The organism is Candidatus Latescibacterota bacterium, from assembly GCA_020633725.1.
GTDB lineage: Bacteria > Krumholzibacteriota > Krumholzibacteriia > JACNKJ01 > JACNKJ01 > VGXI01.
Window position 1 is genome coordinate 298,918 of the sequence record JACKDC010000002.1, and the last position, 15,606, is coordinate 314,523.

Annotated in this window: 12 protein-coding genes; 11 read left to right on the forward strand and 1 reads right to left on the reverse strand. The window is 73.1% G+C overall.

Features of this window, described 5'->3' with window-relative positions; all coding sequences use genetic code 11:
• Nucleotides 1–178: 178 nt before the first annotated feature.
• The 9 genes from H6693_05770 (at nucleotide 179) to H6693_05810 (ending at nucleotide 7,557) form a co-directional block, all read left to right on the forward strand.
• Complete coding sequence (locus tag H6693_05770) at nucleotides 179–2,623, forward strand: AAA family ATPase (GenBank protein MCB9515681.1); 2,445 nt, start codon at nucleotides 179–181, stop codon at nucleotides 2,621–2,623.
• Between the two features lie 47 nt (nucleotides 2,624–2,670).
• Nucleotides 2,671–3,540 carry an alpha/beta hydrolase gene (locus H6693_05775; GenBank protein MCB9515682.1) on the forward strand — a complete coding sequence of 290 codons (870 nt, stop codon included), beginning with the start codon at nucleotides 2,671–2,673 and terminating at the stop codon, nucleotides 3,538–3,540.
• Between the two features lie 40 nt (nucleotides 3,541–3,580).
• Nucleotides 3,581–4,087, forward strand: coding sequence for a DinB family protein (locus tag H6693_05780; protein ID MCB9515683.1), 507 nt, complete (start codon nucleotides 3,581–3,583; stop codon nucleotides 4,085–4,087).
• A 3-nt stretch (nucleotides 4,088–4,090) separates the two neighbouring features.
• Nucleotides 4,091–4,690, forward strand: a complete 600-nt coding sequence (locus H6693_05785) for a YdeI/OmpD-associated family protein (protein MCB9515684.1) — start codon at nucleotides 4,091–4,093, stop codon at nucleotides 4,688–4,690.
• Nucleotides 4,691–4,692: 2 nt separating this feature from the next.
• Nucleotides 4,693–5,073, forward strand: a complete 381-nt coding sequence (locus H6693_05790; GenBank protein ID MCB9515685.1) for a cupin domain-containing protein — start codon at nucleotides 4,693–4,695, stop codon at nucleotides 5,071–5,073.
• Between the two features lie 3 nt (nucleotides 5,074–5,076).
• Nucleotides 5,077–5,646, forward strand: coding sequence for a hypothetical protein (locus H6693_05795; protein ID MCB9515686.1), 570 nt, complete (start codon nucleotides 5,077–5,079; stop codon nucleotides 5,644–5,646).
• A complete protein-coding gene (locus H6693_05800; GenBank protein MCB9515687.1) occupies nucleotides 5,643–6,587 on the forward strand; it encodes a GNAT family N-acetyltransferase in 945 nt (314 codons plus the stop codon). Before H6693_05795 ends, H6693_05800 begins: the two co-directional genes overlap by 4 nt.
• 96 nt (nucleotides 6,588–6,683) lie before the next feature.
• Nucleotides 6,684–7,181 (forward strand): rubrerythrin family protein, encoded by a 498-nt coding sequence (locus tag H6693_05805; protein MCB9515688.1) that lies wholly within the window; start codon nucleotides 6,684–6,686, stop codon nucleotides 7,179–7,181.
• A gap of 13 nt (nucleotides 7,182–7,194) precedes the next feature.
• Nucleotides 7,195–7,557 carry a NifB/NifX family molybdenum-iron cluster-binding protein gene (locus H6693_05810; GenBank protein ID MCB9515689.1) on the forward strand — a complete coding sequence of 121 codons (363 nt, stop codon included), beginning with the start codon at nucleotides 7,195–7,197 and terminating at the stop codon, nucleotides 7,555–7,557.
• Nucleotides 7,558–7,560: 3 nt separating this feature from the next.
• On the opposite strand, the gene H6693_05815 is transcribed toward H6693_05810, so the two are convergent.
• Nucleotides 7,561–8,667 carry a glycosyltransferase family 4 protein gene (locus H6693_05815; protein MCB9515690.1) on the reverse strand — a complete coding sequence of 369 codons (1,107 nt, stop codon included), beginning with the start codon at nucleotides 8,665–8,667 and terminating at the stop codon, nucleotides 7,561–7,563.
• 100 nt (nucleotides 8,668–8,767) lie between these two features.
• Here H6693_05815 and H6693_05820 point away from each other — a divergent pair, with 100 nt between their 5' ends.
• The gene (locus H6693_05820) at nucleotides 8,768–11,857 is read left to right on the forward strand and encodes a PD-(D/E)XK nuclease family protein (GenBank protein MCB9515691.1); all 3,090 of its coding nucleotides are present in this window, start codon (nucleotides 8,768–8,770) and stop codon (nucleotides 11,855–11,857) included.
• Nucleotides 11,850–15,557, forward strand: coding sequence for a UvrD-helicase domain-containing protein (locus H6693_05825; protein ID MCB9515692.1), 3,708 nt, complete (start codon nucleotides 11,850–11,852; stop codon nucleotides 15,555–15,557). Before H6693_05820 ends, H6693_05825 begins: the two co-directional genes overlap by 8 nt.
• Nucleotides 15,558–15,606: the final 49 nt, after the last annotated feature.

Consider the following 15,606-nt stretch of genomic DNA (forward strand, 5'->3'; position numbering starts at 1 on the left):
AGAGTTCAGTGCCCGGCCGCTGAGAAAGGGAGGCGGCGCTCCCGACCACATTAATTGTAGCCATCCCCTCTGATTCCGCGCAAGGGCTTGTCGTATCAAAATCTCCCGGACTGCGATCGCGCTTGAGACGCGCAGCGGGCCGGCTATACTCCCCGGGTGCCCCGACCCTGGAGGAAGCATGAGCCGCCTCGCCGATAGCCGCCGTCTCAGCGCCGAGCAGCTGCGCTGGACCTGCGACGAATCCGCCTTCGACTTCGACAGCACCAAGAGCGTCCCCGCCCTCAAGGAGATCGTGGGCCAGCCGCGGGCCATACAGAGCCTGGAGTTCGGCCTCAAGATCCAGAACCAGGGCTACAACATCTACGTGAGCGGTCTGAGCGGCGTGGGCCGGATGACCCTGATCAAGACCCACCTCGAGGAGCTGGTGAAGTTCGCGCCGCGCCCCGAGGACATCTGCTTCGTGCACAACTTCGAGGACCCGGACGTCCCCAAGGCGCTCATCCTGCCGCCGGGCAAGGGGGCGGACCTGCGCCGCCACGTGAACCAGCTCGTGGACACGCTGCGCGAAGAGGTGCCGCGCGCCTTCGAGAGCAAGGAGTACGAGGGCGAGGTGTCCGCGGTGGCGCAGGCCAGCCAGGCGCGGCAGCAGGAGCTGCTGAGCGGGCTGGAGAGCTACGCCAGCGAACGCGGCTACACGATCGAGTTCACCAAGGTGGGCATCACGCTCCAGCCGGTGAAGGACGGCGAGGCGCTCGACGCCGAGGCGGTGGCGAAACTCGGCGCGGCGGAACGCGAGGCGCTCGACCAGGCCCGCGAGGAGGTGCAGGGCGAGGTCCAGCGCTTCCTCAAGGCCGCCAAGGAGCTGAACAAGGAGACCCGCGAGCGGATCGAGGAGATCAAGAACCGCGTGGGCGTGTTCGTCGTGGGCAGCATCGTGGACATCTACAAGGACAAGTACGGCGAGCACCCGGCGGTGCTGACCTACCTCGACGCCTTCCAGCAGCACGCCGTGGAGCAGCTCAGCGACTTCGGCGAGGACGAGGAGCGCCCGCAGCTGCCGCTCATGGGCGTCAAGCCCGAGCCCGAGGGCGACAAGTTCGCGAAATACCGCATCAACGTGGTGGTGGACAACAGCGCCACCGAAGGCGCGCCGGTGGTGATCGAGACCAGCCCCAGCTACTACAACCTCTTCGGCCGCATCGAGCGCAAGAGCTACATGGGCGCCATGGTCACCAACTTCCAGATGATCAAGGCGGGCAGCATCTTGAAGGCGCGCGGCGGCTACCTCGTGGTGAACGCGCTGGACGTGCTCACCAGCCCCGGCGTCTGGGAGAGCCTGAAGAAGGTGGTGAAGTACGAGCAGGTGCGCATCGAGGACCTGGGCGAGCAGTACAGCCTGGTGCCGCTGGCGGGCATGAAGCCCGAGCCCATTCCCACCACGCTCAAGATCCTCATGATCGGCTCCGCGCGCATCTACCGCCTGCTGCAGAACGTGGACGAGGACTTCCGCAAGATCTTCAAGGTGAAGGTGGACTTCGACAGCCGCATGCCCATGGACATGGCGCGTCAGGACTACCCCGCCTTCATCAGCACGCGGGTGCGCGCGGAGGGACTGCTGCACTTCGACCGCAGCGGTGTGGCCGCGGTGATCGAGGACGCCGCCCGCCAGGTGGACGACCGCGACTACGCGTCCACCCGCTTCGCCGACGCCGCCGACCTGGTGCGCGAGTCGAGCTACTTCGCGCACCAGGAGGGCGCCAAGCTCGTCTCGCGGCAGCACGTGGAGCGCGCGCTGGACGAGAAGCGCTTCCGCTCCAACCTGATCGAGGAGCGCATCCAGCAGCTCTTCGCCGAGGGCACCGTGCTCGTGGACCTGGAGGGCGAGCGCGTCGGCCAGGTGAACGGGCTCGCGGTGCTCGACCTGGGGGACATCCGCTTCGGCAAGCCGAGTCGCATCACCGTGAAGACCTGGATGGGCCGCGCCGGCGTGGTGGACATCGAGCGCGAGGCCAAGCTCGCGGGGCAGATCTACCAGAAGGGCGTGCTGATCCTGTCGGGTTACCTCGGCGCGAAATACGCCCAGGGGCGGCCGCTGGCCCTGTCGGCCAGCATCGCCTTCGAGCAGAGCTACGACGGCGTCGACGGCGACAGCGCCTCCAGCACCGAGCTCTACGCGCTGCTCAGCAGCCTGTCCGGGCTGCCCATCCGCCAGGGAGTCGCGGTGACGGGCAGCGTGAACCAGCACGGCGAGGTGCAGGCCATCGGCGGCGCGAACGAGAAGATCGAGGGCTACTTCGCCGTCTGCAAGCTCAAGGGCCTGACCGGCGAGCAGGGGGTGATGCTCCCCGCCAGCAACCGTCGCCATCTCATGCTGAGTCCGGAAGTGCGGGACGCGGTGGAGGCCGGGCGCTTCCACGTGTGGAGCGTGGAGTCCATCGACCAGGGCATCGAGATCCTGACGGGCGTGCCGGCCGGCGAGGCCGATGCCGAGGGCGTCTTCCCCGAGGGCACGGTGCACCGCGCCGTGCAGGATCGTCTCGACGGCTTCATGGAGGGGCTGCGGAGCGCGAAGGACGACGGCGCGGCGCCCTCCGTCAAGAGCGACGACAAGAACGGGAGCTAGGGAGTGGGCGACGGGTGGACGTGGGCCCCACGGCAGCGAGGAGCGCCATGGCCAGCGTGAGCGTGAGCGGAGCGCAGCTCGACGTCGTCGAGCGCGGCCAGGGCACGCCGCTGCTCTTCGTCCACGGCTCCGCCAGCGATCGCCGCAGCTGGCAAGGCCAGCTCGACGCCTTCGGCGCCCGGTATCGCGCCATCGCCTACAGCCGCCGCTGGCACTGGCCGAACGCGCCGATCGGTCCCGGCGAGGACTACGCGATGCTCCGGCACGTGGACGATCTGCGCGAGGTCATCCTGGGACTGGACGCCGCGCCGGCCCACCTCGTGGGCCACTCCTACGGCGCCTTCGTCTGCCTGCTGCTGGCCTTGCGCGAGCCGGCCTTGGTCCGGTCGCTGGTGCTGGCCGAGCCGCCGGCCATCACGCTCTTCGCGAGCAGTCCCCCGCGTCCGCCCGAACTGCTGCGCCTGCTCGTGACGCGGCCACGCGCCGCGACGGCCCTGCTGAAGTTCGGGCTGGGCGGCGTCGCGCCGGCCGTGAAGGCCTTCCGGCGCGGGGACGATCAGCACGCCGTGCGGCTGTTCGGGCGGGCTGTCTTCGGCCCCGTCGGCTACGATCGCATGAATCCCGGGCGCCGCGGCCAGATCCAGGACAATCTGAGCAACGTGAAGGCGGAGCTCACTGGCTCGGGCTTCGCCGCCCTGGACTGCGAGCAGCTGCGGCAGCTCAGGCTGCCCGTGCTGCTGCTGGAGGGGGAGCGGAGCATTCCCCTCTTCGGTCAGGTGATGGACCGCCTGGCCGAGCTGCTGCCCTCCGCCAGGCGCGTCCGGCTCGCGGGCGCGACGCACATGCTGCACGGCGACAACCCCGACGACTTCCGCGCGGCGGTGCTGGATTTCCTGGCGGGAACTGGGGCATCCTGATCCCGTCGAGCGCGGGGCTACAGCGGAAGGGAGACCGCCGATGGACTTTCACGAACTGGTGGACGGACTGGAGCGCAGCGGGGCGCTGCTCGCGGGCGCCTTCGAGGGCGTCACCGACGAGGCCATGCGCTGGAAGCCGGCGCCCGAGCGCTGGAGCCTGCTGGAGATCCTCGGGCACCTCTGCGACGAGGAGGCCGCCGACTTCAGCGTGAGGCTGCGGCTCATCGTGGAGTCCCCGGAGGCGGACTGGCCGCCCATCGACCCGGAGGGCTGGGTGCGCGAACGGCAGCACAACGAGGGCGACCCCGGCGAGCTGGTACGGCGCTTTCGACTGGCGCGGGCCGGCAATCTCCTGTGGCTGCGCGGCCTCGACCCGGCGGCGCTCGAGACCGTGCACACCCATCCCCGGTTCGGGTCCATGCGCGCCGGCGACATGTTCGCCGCCTGGTGTGCCCACGATCTGCTGCACCTGGCCCAGGTCGCGCGCACGAATCTCGATCGGGTGCGCAAGCTGGGCAAGCCCTACGACACGGGTTACGCGGGGTAGCGCGTGACCGCGACCGGCGCCAAGCCCACCTTCTTCGCGACGCCGGCGGCCTGGCGCCGCTGGCTGGCCGCGAACCATGCGAAAGCGGACGCGCTGCTCGTCGGCTTCTGGAAACGCGACGCGGGCAAGCCCAGCATCACCTGGCCCGAGTCCGTCGACGAGGCGCTCTGCTACGGGTGGATCGACGGCGTGCGCCGCCGCATCGACGAGGCGAGCTACTCGATCCGCTTCACGCCGCGCAAGCCGGGGAGCACGTGGAGCCGCACCAACATCGCGCGGATGGAGGCGCTGAGCGCCGAGGGGCGCGTGAAGCCTGCCGGACACGCGGCCTACGCCGCGCGGCGGGAGGCGAAGTCCGTCATCTATTCCTACGAGCAGGGGGCCGTCGAGATGCCGGCGGCCTTCCTCGCCGCGTTCAAGAGGCGGCGGGTCGCGTGGCGCTTCTTCGACGAACAGCCCGCGTCCTATCGCAAGATGGCGACCTGGTGGGTGGCGAGCGCCAAGCGCGAGGAGACGCGGCAACGGCGATTCGACGCGCTCGTCGAGGCCTCCTCACGCGCCGAGCGCCTGCCGCAGTTCGACGGCCGCAAGCCCAGGGGGTAGTCATGGCCGAACAGAAGCAGCCCTACGTGCAGCACATGGACGTCCTCCACGGCGCGCTTTCGCGCATCGACGTGGCGGCCCTCGTGGCGAGCTGCACCGACCCCTGGTACAACCAGACGCTCTGCCGCGTGAACGACAGCGTGGTGCGCCTGGGCATCCTGCAGGGCGAGTACCACTGGCACCGCCACCCGGACGAGGACGAGTTCTTCTTCACCCTGCGGGGCACGCTCCTGATCGACGTGGAGGACGCCGACACCGTGGCGCTCGGCCCGCTGCAGGGCTACGTCGTGCCGCGGGGCGTGCTGCACCGCACGCGCGCGCCGGAGAAGGTGGTCATCCTGATGGTGGAGACGGCCGCCATCGATCCGATCGGCGAGGAGTAGGTGGTGGCCGCAGGCGACGGACCCCTGCACCCCGCCGCGGCGCCCCGCGTGAGCGAGCTGCTGCGTCTGCTGCGGGCGCACGACGTGCGCTTCGTGCTGGCGGGCTCTGCGGCGGTACGCGCGCACGGGGTCGCTCTGGAACCCGGCGACCTCGACGTCGTCCCCGACCCCTCGCGCGAAAACTTGCGGCGGGTGGCCACGGCCATCGAGGCGGTTGGCGGCCGGCCGGCGGGACCCTTCGGCGACTGGGTCGAACTGCCGAACGGCGAGAAGAAGTGGGAGGCGCGCCCCACCAGCCAGGCGGAGATCGACGCGTGGGCGCCGGATCCGGAGGACGTCGCCAGCTTCGACCACAAGCTGCGCACACGGCTGGGCGATCTCGACCTGGTGCCGACGCTGGCCGGCGGCTATGCGGAACTCGCGGCGCGCGCCGTGACGCTGTCGGTGGAGGGCGTCGACGTGCCCGTGGCGAGCATCGCCGATCTGCTCGCGAAGATGACCGTGCCGCGACGGGAGAAGGACGTCCCGCGCGTCGCCGCCCTGCGCTCGATCCAGCGGGGGGAGTCGCCATGAAGCTTCTGACCTACGATCAGGTGGATCCGCTCGGCGTCCTCCATCTCAACCTACTCTGTCTCGGCTATCCACTTACGCCGGAGCTCGCGGCTCGACTGCGGCGGGACGACCCGCGGGTGATGGAGGGCCTCGGGGTCTACCTGGAGGCAGACGGCATCGTGGTGGGGCAGGTCCTGCTCTACCGTCTGCCCGTGGTCGCGACCGACGGCCCCGGCGAGGTCGGCGGCATCTGCGCCGTCTGCACGCATCCGGCCTTCCAGCGCCGCGGGATCGCCGCGCGCCTCATGGATGCCGCCCACGCGCGCATGCGCGATGCGGGGCTGACCGTCTCCACGCTCGGCACGACACGCTACCGGGTAGCGCATCGGCTCTACCTGCGGGCCGGCTACGAGGACGCCGTCGACTCCCTCTCGACCCTGGTCCGGCGGGAGCAGCTCCCCCCGAACGGCTTCCTGCGCGCTCTGCGCGCCACGGAGGCCTCGCTCGGCGACTGCGACGCCGTCTTCGATCGCGCGGCTCGCGGGCGGCTGGGCTTCGCGAGACGGCACCCGGGTTTCTTCGCGCTCTCCGCGGCCGCCGGCGAGATCGACGTCGGCGCGCTCTGGCTCCTCCACCGGGGCGCCGAGCCGGTCGGCTACGCCACGACCAGCGGGGGCGGCGGCCTGCTGCGCGTGCGCATGCTCCTGCTGGAGGAGCGCGCCGATGCTCCGGCGGCCATCGCGGCGCTGTCGGCGGCCGGCGCGGCGGAGCGAATCGAGCTGCGGGTGGACGAACCCGCCGTCGCGGAGGCGCTGATCGGGGCGGGGTTCCCGCCGCCGCGGCGCGACTGGAATACCTTCATGCTCAGGCCGCTGCGCGAGGGGCTCCCGATCGAGGCCGCCCGCCGCTGGCTCGGCATCGACTCGGGGCGCTTCCTCATCTCGCCGATCGATCAGACCTAGAGGCGTCGCCCGCCCTTGCCGAAGCCCCTCCGAATACCGACATTGCACTCCGAAAACACGCCCCCGGGGGCGACTTCCCCGGGCCAAGGAGGCGCGATGCCCAGCACCACCGAGAATCTCAAGGAAGCCTTCGCCGGCGAGAGCCAGGCCTACCAGAAGTACATGGCCTTTGCGGCCCAGGCCGAGAAGGAGGGCTACGCCAACGTGGCGCGGCTCTTCCGCGTGACGGCCGAGGCCGAGCGCCTGCACGCGACCGGCCACCTGCAGGCCCTCGACGGGCTCGGCAACACGGCCGAGAACCTCGAGGAGGCCATCGGCGGCGAGACTCACGAGTATCGTGAGATGTACCCGCCCATGCTGGAGCAGGCCGAGATGGAAGGCCACCGCGCCAAGCGCATGTTCGGCTACGCGGTCAAGGCCGAGGCCGTCCACGCCAAGCTCTACGCGCTGGCGCTGCGCGCCGTGAAGAACGGCGACGACCTGGCCGAGACGCGCTTTTACCTGTGCCCGGTCTGCGGACACATCGAGATGGACGCCGCCCCCGACCGCTGCCCGATCTGCCAGGCGCCGGCGGCGCGCTTCCAGCGGCTGTAGCAAGGAGGATCCGATGCGCCTCTGCATCCCTGCCGCGGACGCTCGCGGCCTCGACGCCCGCGCCCACGGGCATTTCGGCAGCGCGCCCTGCTTCGTCCTCGTGGACACGGAGAGCGGCGCGTTCAGCACCCTCGACAACCGGCGCGCCGAGCATCGGCACGGGCACTGCGATCCCGCGGGCGCGATCGCGGGCGCCGCGGTGGACGCGGTGCTCTGTCACGGCATGGGCCGGCGCGCGCTGGAGATGCTGAGCGCGGCGGGCATCGAGGTGTTCACGGCCGAGGGCGACGACGTGGCGGGCATGCTGCAGGCGTTTCGGAGCGGCGCGGCACAGCGTCTCGCCGCCGACGACGCCTGCGCCGGGCACGGCCACTAGACTCTAGCCGCCGGGACCCACGAGACTGCGATAGACGTCCCAGGTGCGCTCGGCCACCTGGTCCCAGTTGTAGTGGCGCACCGCGTGCTCGCGGCCGGCCTCGCCGGCGGCGCGCGTGCGCTCGGGGTCCGCGAGCAGGGCGGCGAGCTGGGCGCGGAGGTCGTCCACGTCCTGGCTGCGGAAGCGGAAGCCAACGTCGGCCACCAGCTCCAGGTTCTCGGGGATGTCCGAGGCCAGCACGCAGCGCCCGAAGCTCATCGCCTCCAGCAGCGCGATGGACAGCCCCTCGATCTCGCTGGGCTGGCAGTAGAGCGTGGCGTTGCTGAAGAGCTCCTCGAGCAGCTCGCCGCCGACGAAACCCGTGAACAGCACACGGGGGTCGCCCTTGGCGAGGCGGTGCAGCTCGGCGACGTAGCGGTCCTCGTGGAGAGCGTCGCCCGCGATCACCAGCCGCTTGTCGGTGTCGAGCTCGCGCCAGGCGCGGATCAGGTGGTGCGCGCCCTTCTCGGGCGTGAGCCGGGCGATGAAGAAGACGTAGTCGTCCCCCGCCAGTCCCCACTTCTCGCGGATCGCGGCCGGCTCGCGCCGTGTGGGGGGCACGATGCCGTTGGGAATCGCGTGCACCTCGCGGCCGAACTTCTCGCGGTAGTAGACCTTCAGCACCTCGCTCACCACGATGGTCGCGTTGGGGAAGCGCACGCTGAAGCCCTCGCAGGCCTGCAGGTAGCGGCGGGCGAGACGTCCCCACTTCGCGCGCTGCCAGTCGAGACCGTGCACGGTCACCACCGTCTTGTGGCCGAAGAGCCGCGGCAGCCAGGCGAAGACGCTCGGCCCCAGCGCGTGGAAGTGCACGATGCCGCGGGGGCGAAAGAGCACGTCGAGGCTCGCCAGCAGCGCGTAGAAGATCGTGTCCAGGTGCTTGGTCTGCAGCGTGTGCAGGCGCCGCACGCGGACGCCCTTGTACTCGCGGATCCTGGGCAGATAGTAGCTGCGCCCGTAGACGGTGATCGCCGCGCGGCTCGCCAGGCGGGGGGCGATCTCCTCGATGTGCCGCTCGATCCCGCCCTGGCTGGTGGGTATGCCGCGCGTGCCGATGTGGTATACCTTCATGGGCGGGGGCGCCTCTCGGGGACGGTCGGCCGGCGGATTGCTGACCTTTCATCCTAGGCGGGGCCCCGGAGACTGTCAACCTCGGCTCCCGGAGCGCAGGGTGAGGGAACTGGTCGTCGGCATCGCGGGCGCGGGCAAGACCCGTCACTGCCTCGAACGCTGCCGCCGCGCGCTGGACGCCGGCGAGCGCGTGCTCTATCTCGTGCCCAACCGCGACGAGGCCGCCCTGGTCCGCCGCCGGCTCCTCGGCGCCGCGGGCGCGGGCGCCCCGCCCGCCGGCGTGGCCGCGCTGCTGCCCGGCATCCTCACGCCGCGGCTGCTCGCGCGCCGCCTCCTCGACGACTGGCTCCCCGGCTGGGCCGAGCGCTCCCCGGTGCGCCGCCATCAGCAGCTTCGCGCGCTCGTCGAGACGCGGCGCGGACGCCTGGGGCCGCTGGAGGCCAGCGCGCGCACCCCCGGCTTCGTGGCCGCGCTGGACGCGCTGCTCGCCGAGCTGGAGGGGGCGAACATCCCGCCGACGGCCTTCCCCCCCCTGATCGCCGCGGCGCCCAGCGCCGCCGACGCGGGCCGGCTCGACAGTCTGCAGACGCTCTACCGGGACTTCCTGAGCGGGCGCGACGACCCCAAGCTCCTCGATCCACCCTCCGTGCTGCTCCGCGCGGCGGCGCTCGCCGCCGCGGACCCCGCGCGCGCGGCCGGCGGGGCCCAGCTCCTCGTGCTCGACGGCTTCAGCCATCTCGGCCCGCTCGAGCTGGCCCTGGTGGACGCACTGCTCGCCGGCGTGCCCGCCGCCGCCGTCTCGCTCTGCCTCGACCCCGCCGACCTCGAGCGCGGCCCCGCGCCGCCCTTCGAGGGCCTGCACGCGCTGGCCCGCCACTTCCTCGACGCCGGCTGCGCGCTCACTCCCCTCGGCGCTTCCCGGCGCAGCGCCGCGCCCCTGCTCGGCGCCGCGGCCGCGGGCCTCTTTCGCGACGACGCGCCGGCCGCCCCCGGGGGCGAGTCGCTGCGGCTGCTGATCGGCGGCACGCCGCGGGACGAGGCCGAGGGTGTGCTGCGCGAGGTCCGTCGCCTGCTGGCGGCGGGCACGCCGCCGGCCTCCATCGCCGTGCTCTATCGCCAGGAGCGCTACGGCGACCTGCTGGCGGAGCTGATGGACGCGGCCGGCGTGCCCTTCCGCGCGGAGCGTCGCCGGCCGCTGGTCCTCGCGGCGGGGGTGGACCTCGCGCTGACGCTGCTCGACTGGGCCGCGGGCGCGAGCGTGCGCGACCTGCCGCAGCGGCTGCGGGGCTTCGTCGACACGGACGACGCCCTGCTCGCCGAACTCGCCGCGCTCGGCCGCGGCCGCGGCCTGCCGGCGACGGGGACCTGGGAAGCGCTGCTCGGCGACGCGCGGGAGCGCGAGCCGGATCACGACTGGGCCTGGCTCGACTGGCGACTGCAGGTGGAGGACGTCCCGCAGGACGGCCGCGCCTTCGTCGACCGGACCCTGCACCCGCTGCTGGCCCTGCTCGCCGGTCCCCTCGGCCGCCGGCTCGAAGCGGCGCTGCTCGCCCCCGGGGGCGGGGCGGAACTGGGAGATCTCGCCGCGGACGCGCGGGCGCTGGAACGTCTCGGCGCGCTGGGCGCCGAGCTGGCCGCCGCGCTCCCCGGCCTGCGCGGCCCGGCCGCCTGGAGCGAGCTGCTGCGCCGCGAGGCCGAGCTGGACGAACCCCGCGAAACGCTGGGCGGCGAGACCGGCGGCGTGCTGCTCGGCAACCCCTTCGCGCTGCGGCTGCCCGAGCTGGAGACGGTCTTCGTCTGCGGGCTCAACGAGGGCGCCTTCCCGCCGCCGGCCCGCGAGGATCCGCTGCTGCGCGACGCAGAACGCCGCGCCCTCGGCCCCGCCCTGCCGGACCGCGCGCAGCGCCAGGCCCGCGAGCGCTACCTGTTCTACGTGGCGGCGACGCGACCGTCGCGCACGCTCTGGCTGAGCCACGCGGAGCGCGACGCGACCGGCCGCCCCCTGGCTCCCAGCCTGTTCCTCGCCGAGCTGAAGCGACTCTCGACGGACTGGCCCGCGCCCGTCCGCCTGCCGGCGCTGGCCACCGCCGAGAAGCTGCGCGATCCCGTCAGCCTGCGGGCGCTGCTCAGGGACCGCCTGCTGGCCGAGGCGCGTCGCGAGGCCACGGCGCTGGCGGCGCAGGCGGAGGCCTGGCTCGCGGCGGCGGGGGAGTCCGCGCGGCTGGTCGCGGCACGGGACAGGCGACCGGAGCCGCGCCTCGCCAGCCAGCCCGCGCTGACGTCGCATCTCGGCGCGGCGAGCGCCGGCGGCCTGCGCCTCAGCGCGAGCCGGCTGGAGGCCTTCGCCGAGTGCCCCTACCGCTTCCTCGGCGTGAACCTCCTGGGCCTGGAAGCCGAGGAGGACTTCGAGCCCGGCGTGCGCGAGGAGGGCCGCCTGCTGCACGCGGTGCTCGAGCGCGTCTACCGCGATCCCACCGACGACAGCACTCTCGCCGAGCACTACGCGGCGGCCCTGGAGGAACTCGCCGACGACGACCTCCCCGGCCTCCGCTCGCCGCGCTTCCGCGCCGGGGACCTGCGGCGCCTGGCCCTGCTCGAGGGCTTCCTGCGCCGCGACGGCGACCGCCTCGCCGCCAGCGGCTTCGCGCCGCGCCCCGGGAGCCTGGAGTCCCGCTTCGCGCTGCCTCTCGACGCGCCGTCGGGGGGCGTCACCCTGAGCGGCATCGTGGACCGCGTGGACGTGGACGCGGACGGCCGCGAGTTCGTCCTTGATTACAAGCGCGGTGAAAAGGTGATCGAAGCTCCGGGCAGCGAGTCGGCCACGCTCTTCCAGCTCGCGCTCTACGCCATCGCCAGGGGCCGCGAGGCGACGGTGGCCGGCGCGGCCTACGCGAACCTGCGGGGCGAGAAGCCCCTGCGTGGCTACTTCCGCGACGACCTGGCGGCCACGCTCGAGCCCTTCGCCGTGCGTGGCAACCACGGCGCCGCCTGGCTCGATCTCGACGCGTGGCAGGCCTGGCTGGACGGCGTGGCCGAGCGGCTGCGCGCGGTCGTCGCCGAGATTCGCGGCGGCCGGCTCGAGCCCGCGCCGCGCGAGGGCATCGACACCTGCGAGCGCTGCGCGATCCGGCCCATCTGCCGCTGGCCAGAGGACGAGGGCGCGGGCGCCGCGGAGGACGACCATGAGTGAGCTCCGCCTGGCCGACGAGCAGCGGCATCCGGTCGAGCGCCACGACGAGCACTGCCTGCTGGCTGCGGGCGCCGGCTCGGGCAAGACGCGCGTGCTCGTGGAGCGCTATCTGCGCATCCTCGCCGACGCCGGCTGGGACCCGCGCCTGCCCGCGCGCATCCTCGCCGTGACCTTCACGGACAAGGCGGCGCTGGAGATGCGCGGGCGCATCCTCGGCCGTCTGCAGGAGGAGGAAGCGGCGGCGACGGGCGACGCCCGCGACGCGCTGCGCGCCCTGGGACGCGAGCTGGAGACCGCGCCCATCTCCACGATCCACGGCTTCTGCAGCCGCGTGCTGCGCGAGCACGCCGTGGAGGCCGGCCTCGATCCGCGCTTCAGCGTGCCCGCCGAGATGGAGCAGGCGCGCCTGCGCGAGGAGGTCATGGACGGTCTCCTCGCCGAGAACGACGCCGACCTCGCCCAGCTCACGGCGCGCTTCGAGCTGAAGGACCTCGAGGACGGCCTCGAGGCGCTGCGCGGGCTGCGCCGCAGTCTCGGCCTCGCGCTCGACGAGTCCGCCGCCGCCGCCCTCGCCGCCGCGCAGGACGCCGCGCTCCACGCGCTGCTGGCGACCGCCCTGGTGGCCGATCAGGCCGCGCTGGCCCGGTGGCTCGACGACTTCACCGCCCTGCTCCCCGGCGGCGTCCATCCCCAGCCCGCGGGCCGTGAGAAGCTGGCCGCCGCCCGCGCGCTGCTGGCCACACGCCCCCTCGACGCCCCCTGGCCCGAGCTTCCCGCGGCGCTCAAGGCGTCGCTCGGTGGACTGCGCTGCAAGGGCAAGGACCTCGACGAGGCCGCCGGCGGCCCCCTCGCCACGTCCTTCGACGGATTCAAGCGCGCCGCCGACGATGCCACCGCCCTCGCCGACGCCTGGCGCATCTCCGCCCCCGGCGCGCCGGAGGCCGCGGAGTTCCAGGCGCTGCGCGCGGCCGCCTTCCGCGTGGCGGCCCGCCTCGACCAGCGCCTGCGCGCGCGCATGCGTGCCCGCGCGTGGCTCGACTTCGAGGATCTGCAGCTCGAGACCCTGCGCCTGCTGCGCGAGAACGAGGGCGTGCGGCGGCGTCTGCGCGAGCTCTACAGCCACGTCCTCGTGGACGAACTCCAGGACACCAACCGCCTCCAGATGGAGCTGCTGCGGCTGCTGGTGCCGGAGGACACGCCCGCCTCCCGCTGCTCGCTCTTCCTGGTGGGCGACGCGCGGCAGAGCATCTACGGCTTCCGCAACGCGGACGTGGAGATCTTTCGCGGCGAGCGCCGGCGCATGGGTGCGCGCAACGAGGCGCACAGCCTGCGACTGAACCACCGCAGCCATCCGGCGCTGCTCGCGGCGCTGAACGGCGTCTTCACCGGGGACGACTTCGCGCCGCTGGACTCGCTCGAGCCGGAGCGGGCCGCGGAGGGGCCGCGCGTGCTGGTCCAGATCGCGCCTCGGGGGCCGGGCGAGCGGAAGGCCGAGAGCCGTCTCGGCGCGGCCGAGGCGCTGGTGGCGACGCTGCGCGAGGCGCGCGACGGCGGGCTCGAGGTGGGGCGCGGCGATCGGCGTCGGCCGATCGACTGGGGCGACATGGCCATTCTCCTGCGCAGCGGGGCCAGCGCGCGGCCGCTGCTGCGCGCGCTCGCCGCCGCCGAGGTGCCTTACGCCGCCGACGCGGGCCGCGAGTACTTCATGCGCCGCGAGCTGCGCGACCTCGAGTGGCTGGTGGCCGCGCTCGACGATCCCTACCAGCCCTTCGCGCTGCTCAGCGGCCTGCGCGGCGACCTGCTCGGCATGCGCCGCGCCGATCTGCTCGCGCTGCTGCCGCCCCTGGCCGAGCGCCGCGATCCCGACCGCCCGCTGCCCGACCGCGACCGCGGCGAGCTGCTGGCCCGCCTCGAGCGCGCGGCGGCGGGGGAGCTGGGGCTCAGCGACCACGGACGCGCCTCGGCGGCGCGCTTCCTCTCCCTGCGCGCGCGCTTCGGGGGACGTCTCCATCGCCTGCCCCTGGCCGAGCTGCTGCCGGCGCTGGTGGAGGCCACCGACTACGACCTGCGCGCGGCGCTCGCGCCGCAGGGCCTGCGCGCGCTGCGCAACCTGCGCCAGCTGGCGGAGATCCTCGGCGACATGGAGAGCGGGCGGCGGCTCACGCTGCGCGAGTTCGTCGACGGCATGAGCCGCTTCCGCGTGCACGCCACCCGCCAGCAGGAGGCCTGGGTGCCGGAGGAGGGCGGCAGCCTGCTGCGGGTGATGACCATCCACGGCGCCAAGGGGCTGGAGTTCCCCCTGGTGGCGCTCTTCGACCTGGACCGCGAGCTGCGTCCCGGCCAGAAGAACGGCGATCTCTGCAGCCTGCACGAAGCGCTGGCGGACGGGCCCGCGGCGCTGCTGGGCCTGCGCCTCAAGGACCCAGGCCGGCCGAAGGACGACGGCCGCGAGGACGCCGCGCGCCGCTGGATCGTGCGCGAGCGGAAGCGTCGCGAGATCGCCGAGAACCTGCGCCTGCTCTACGTGGCCATGACGCGCGCCGAGGACCATCTGATACTGGCGGGTGGCGTCGATGCGGAGCTCGCCGCGAACTGGCCCGAGGCGTTCCTGTCGCAGCCCGCGAAGCCCGAGCGAGACTTCCTGGAGCTGATTCGCGAGGCGCTGGCCGGGAGCGACGACCTGCGGGGGCGGGTCCGTCTCGCGCTGGCGGGAGAGGGCGACACCCTGCCGGGGCCGCGTCTCGGCGCCGTCACGCCTGGCGTCGCACCCGGCGCCGGGTCCGGGGACGCGCCGGGCGCGAACTGGTCGACGCTCGCCGCGGCCCTGCCCGCCGGCGAGTCGCCGCTCGAGCTGCCCGTCACGGGTCTGACGCTCCTCGGCAGCTGTCCGCTGCGCTGGCTGTTCGAGCGCAGGCTGCGGCTGGGCCGGCTGTTCCGGCCGGAGAGCGAGCCCTGGGTGCCGCAGCAGCGGGAACGTCTGGAGAGCGAGGGCGTCGGGGGCGTCGCGCTGGGCAGCGCGCTCCACGCGCTGCTCGAGCGCTGGGACTTCCGCCGTCCCTTCGCCGAGGCCTGGTCCGCCGCCTGTCCGCCGGGGCTGCCGGCAACCTTGCGCGAGGAGGCCCGCGCGTTGCTCGCGGAGTTCTTCGCGGGCAAGCAGCCGTGGCTCGAGCGTCTGGCCCAGGCGGAGGAGCTGCGTCGCGAAGAGCCTTTCGTCCACGCCATGGAGGGCGTGCTGCTCACGGGGCAGACGGACCTCGTCTTCCGCTGGCGGGACCAGAGCGTCCTGATCGACTGGAAGAGCGACCGCGTGCAGGGACGGGAGCGCCTGTTGCGGCGTCTGGGACATCACAGCTTCCAGGTGCTGCTCTACGCGCTGGCGCTCGAGGCCGCGGGGCGTCCGGTGGATCAGGCGCTGGTGGTCTTCCTGCGCGCGGGAGAGGACGGGGGCTTCCGGCAGGTCAAGCTCGAGCCCTTCGACCTGGAGTGGGCGCGCAATCGCGCGCGCAATCTCGCCACGCTGGCCCTCGATCTGACGCGCCTGGAAGCGGACGGGCCGGACGGCGTGCCCCTGGACCGCGTCCCCCGCGCCCAGGATCCACCCTGCCAGGACTGCCCCTTCCGGGACGGTCCCTGTCCGCGAAGCTATCGCCAGGCCTCCCACGGCCTGAGAGACCTGCCTGCGCCGGGCGGATCGCGCTAGGCCGCGCCCGGCCTTCAATAACAATACTGAAACGATTGGCAGATTGCGA

Bases quoted from the DNA above. Each gene is read 5' to 3' on its own strand.
- H6693_05780 (MCB9515683.1), top strand. From the start codon at position 3,581: ATGGACTTTCACGAACTGGTGGACGGACTGGAGCGCAGCGGGGCGCTG.
- H6693_05800 (MCB9515687.1), top strand. From the start codon at position 5,643: ATGAAGCTTCTGACCTACGATCAGGTGGATCCGCTCGGCGTCCTCCAT.
- H6693_05825 (MCB9515692.1), top strand. From the start codon at position 11,850: ATGAGTGAGCTCCGCCTGGCCGACGAGCAGCGGCATCCGGTCGAGCGC.
- H6693_05770 (MCB9515681.1), top strand. From the start codon at position 179: ATGAGCCGCCTCGCCGATAGCCGCCGTCTCAGCGCCGAGCAGCTGCGC.
- H6693_05805 (MCB9515688.1), top strand. From the start codon at position 6,684: ATGCCCAGCACCACCGAGAATCTCAAGGAAGCCTTCGCCGGCGAGAGC.
- H6693_05790 (MCB9515685.1), top strand. From the start codon at position 4,693: ATGGCCGAACAGAAGCAGCCCTACGTGCAGCACATGGACGTCCTCCAC.
- H6693_05810 (MCB9515689.1), top strand. From the start codon at position 7,195: ATGCGCCTCTGCATCCCTGCCGCGGACGCTCGCGGCCTCGACGCCCGC.
- H6693_05815 (MCB9515690.1), bottom strand. From the start codon at position 8,667: ATGAAGGTATACCACATCGGCACGCGCGGCATACCCACCAGCCAGGGC.
- H6693_05775 (MCB9515682.1), top strand. From the start codon at position 2,671: ATGGCCAGCGTGAGCGTGAGCGGAGCGCAGCTCGACGTCGTCGAGCGC.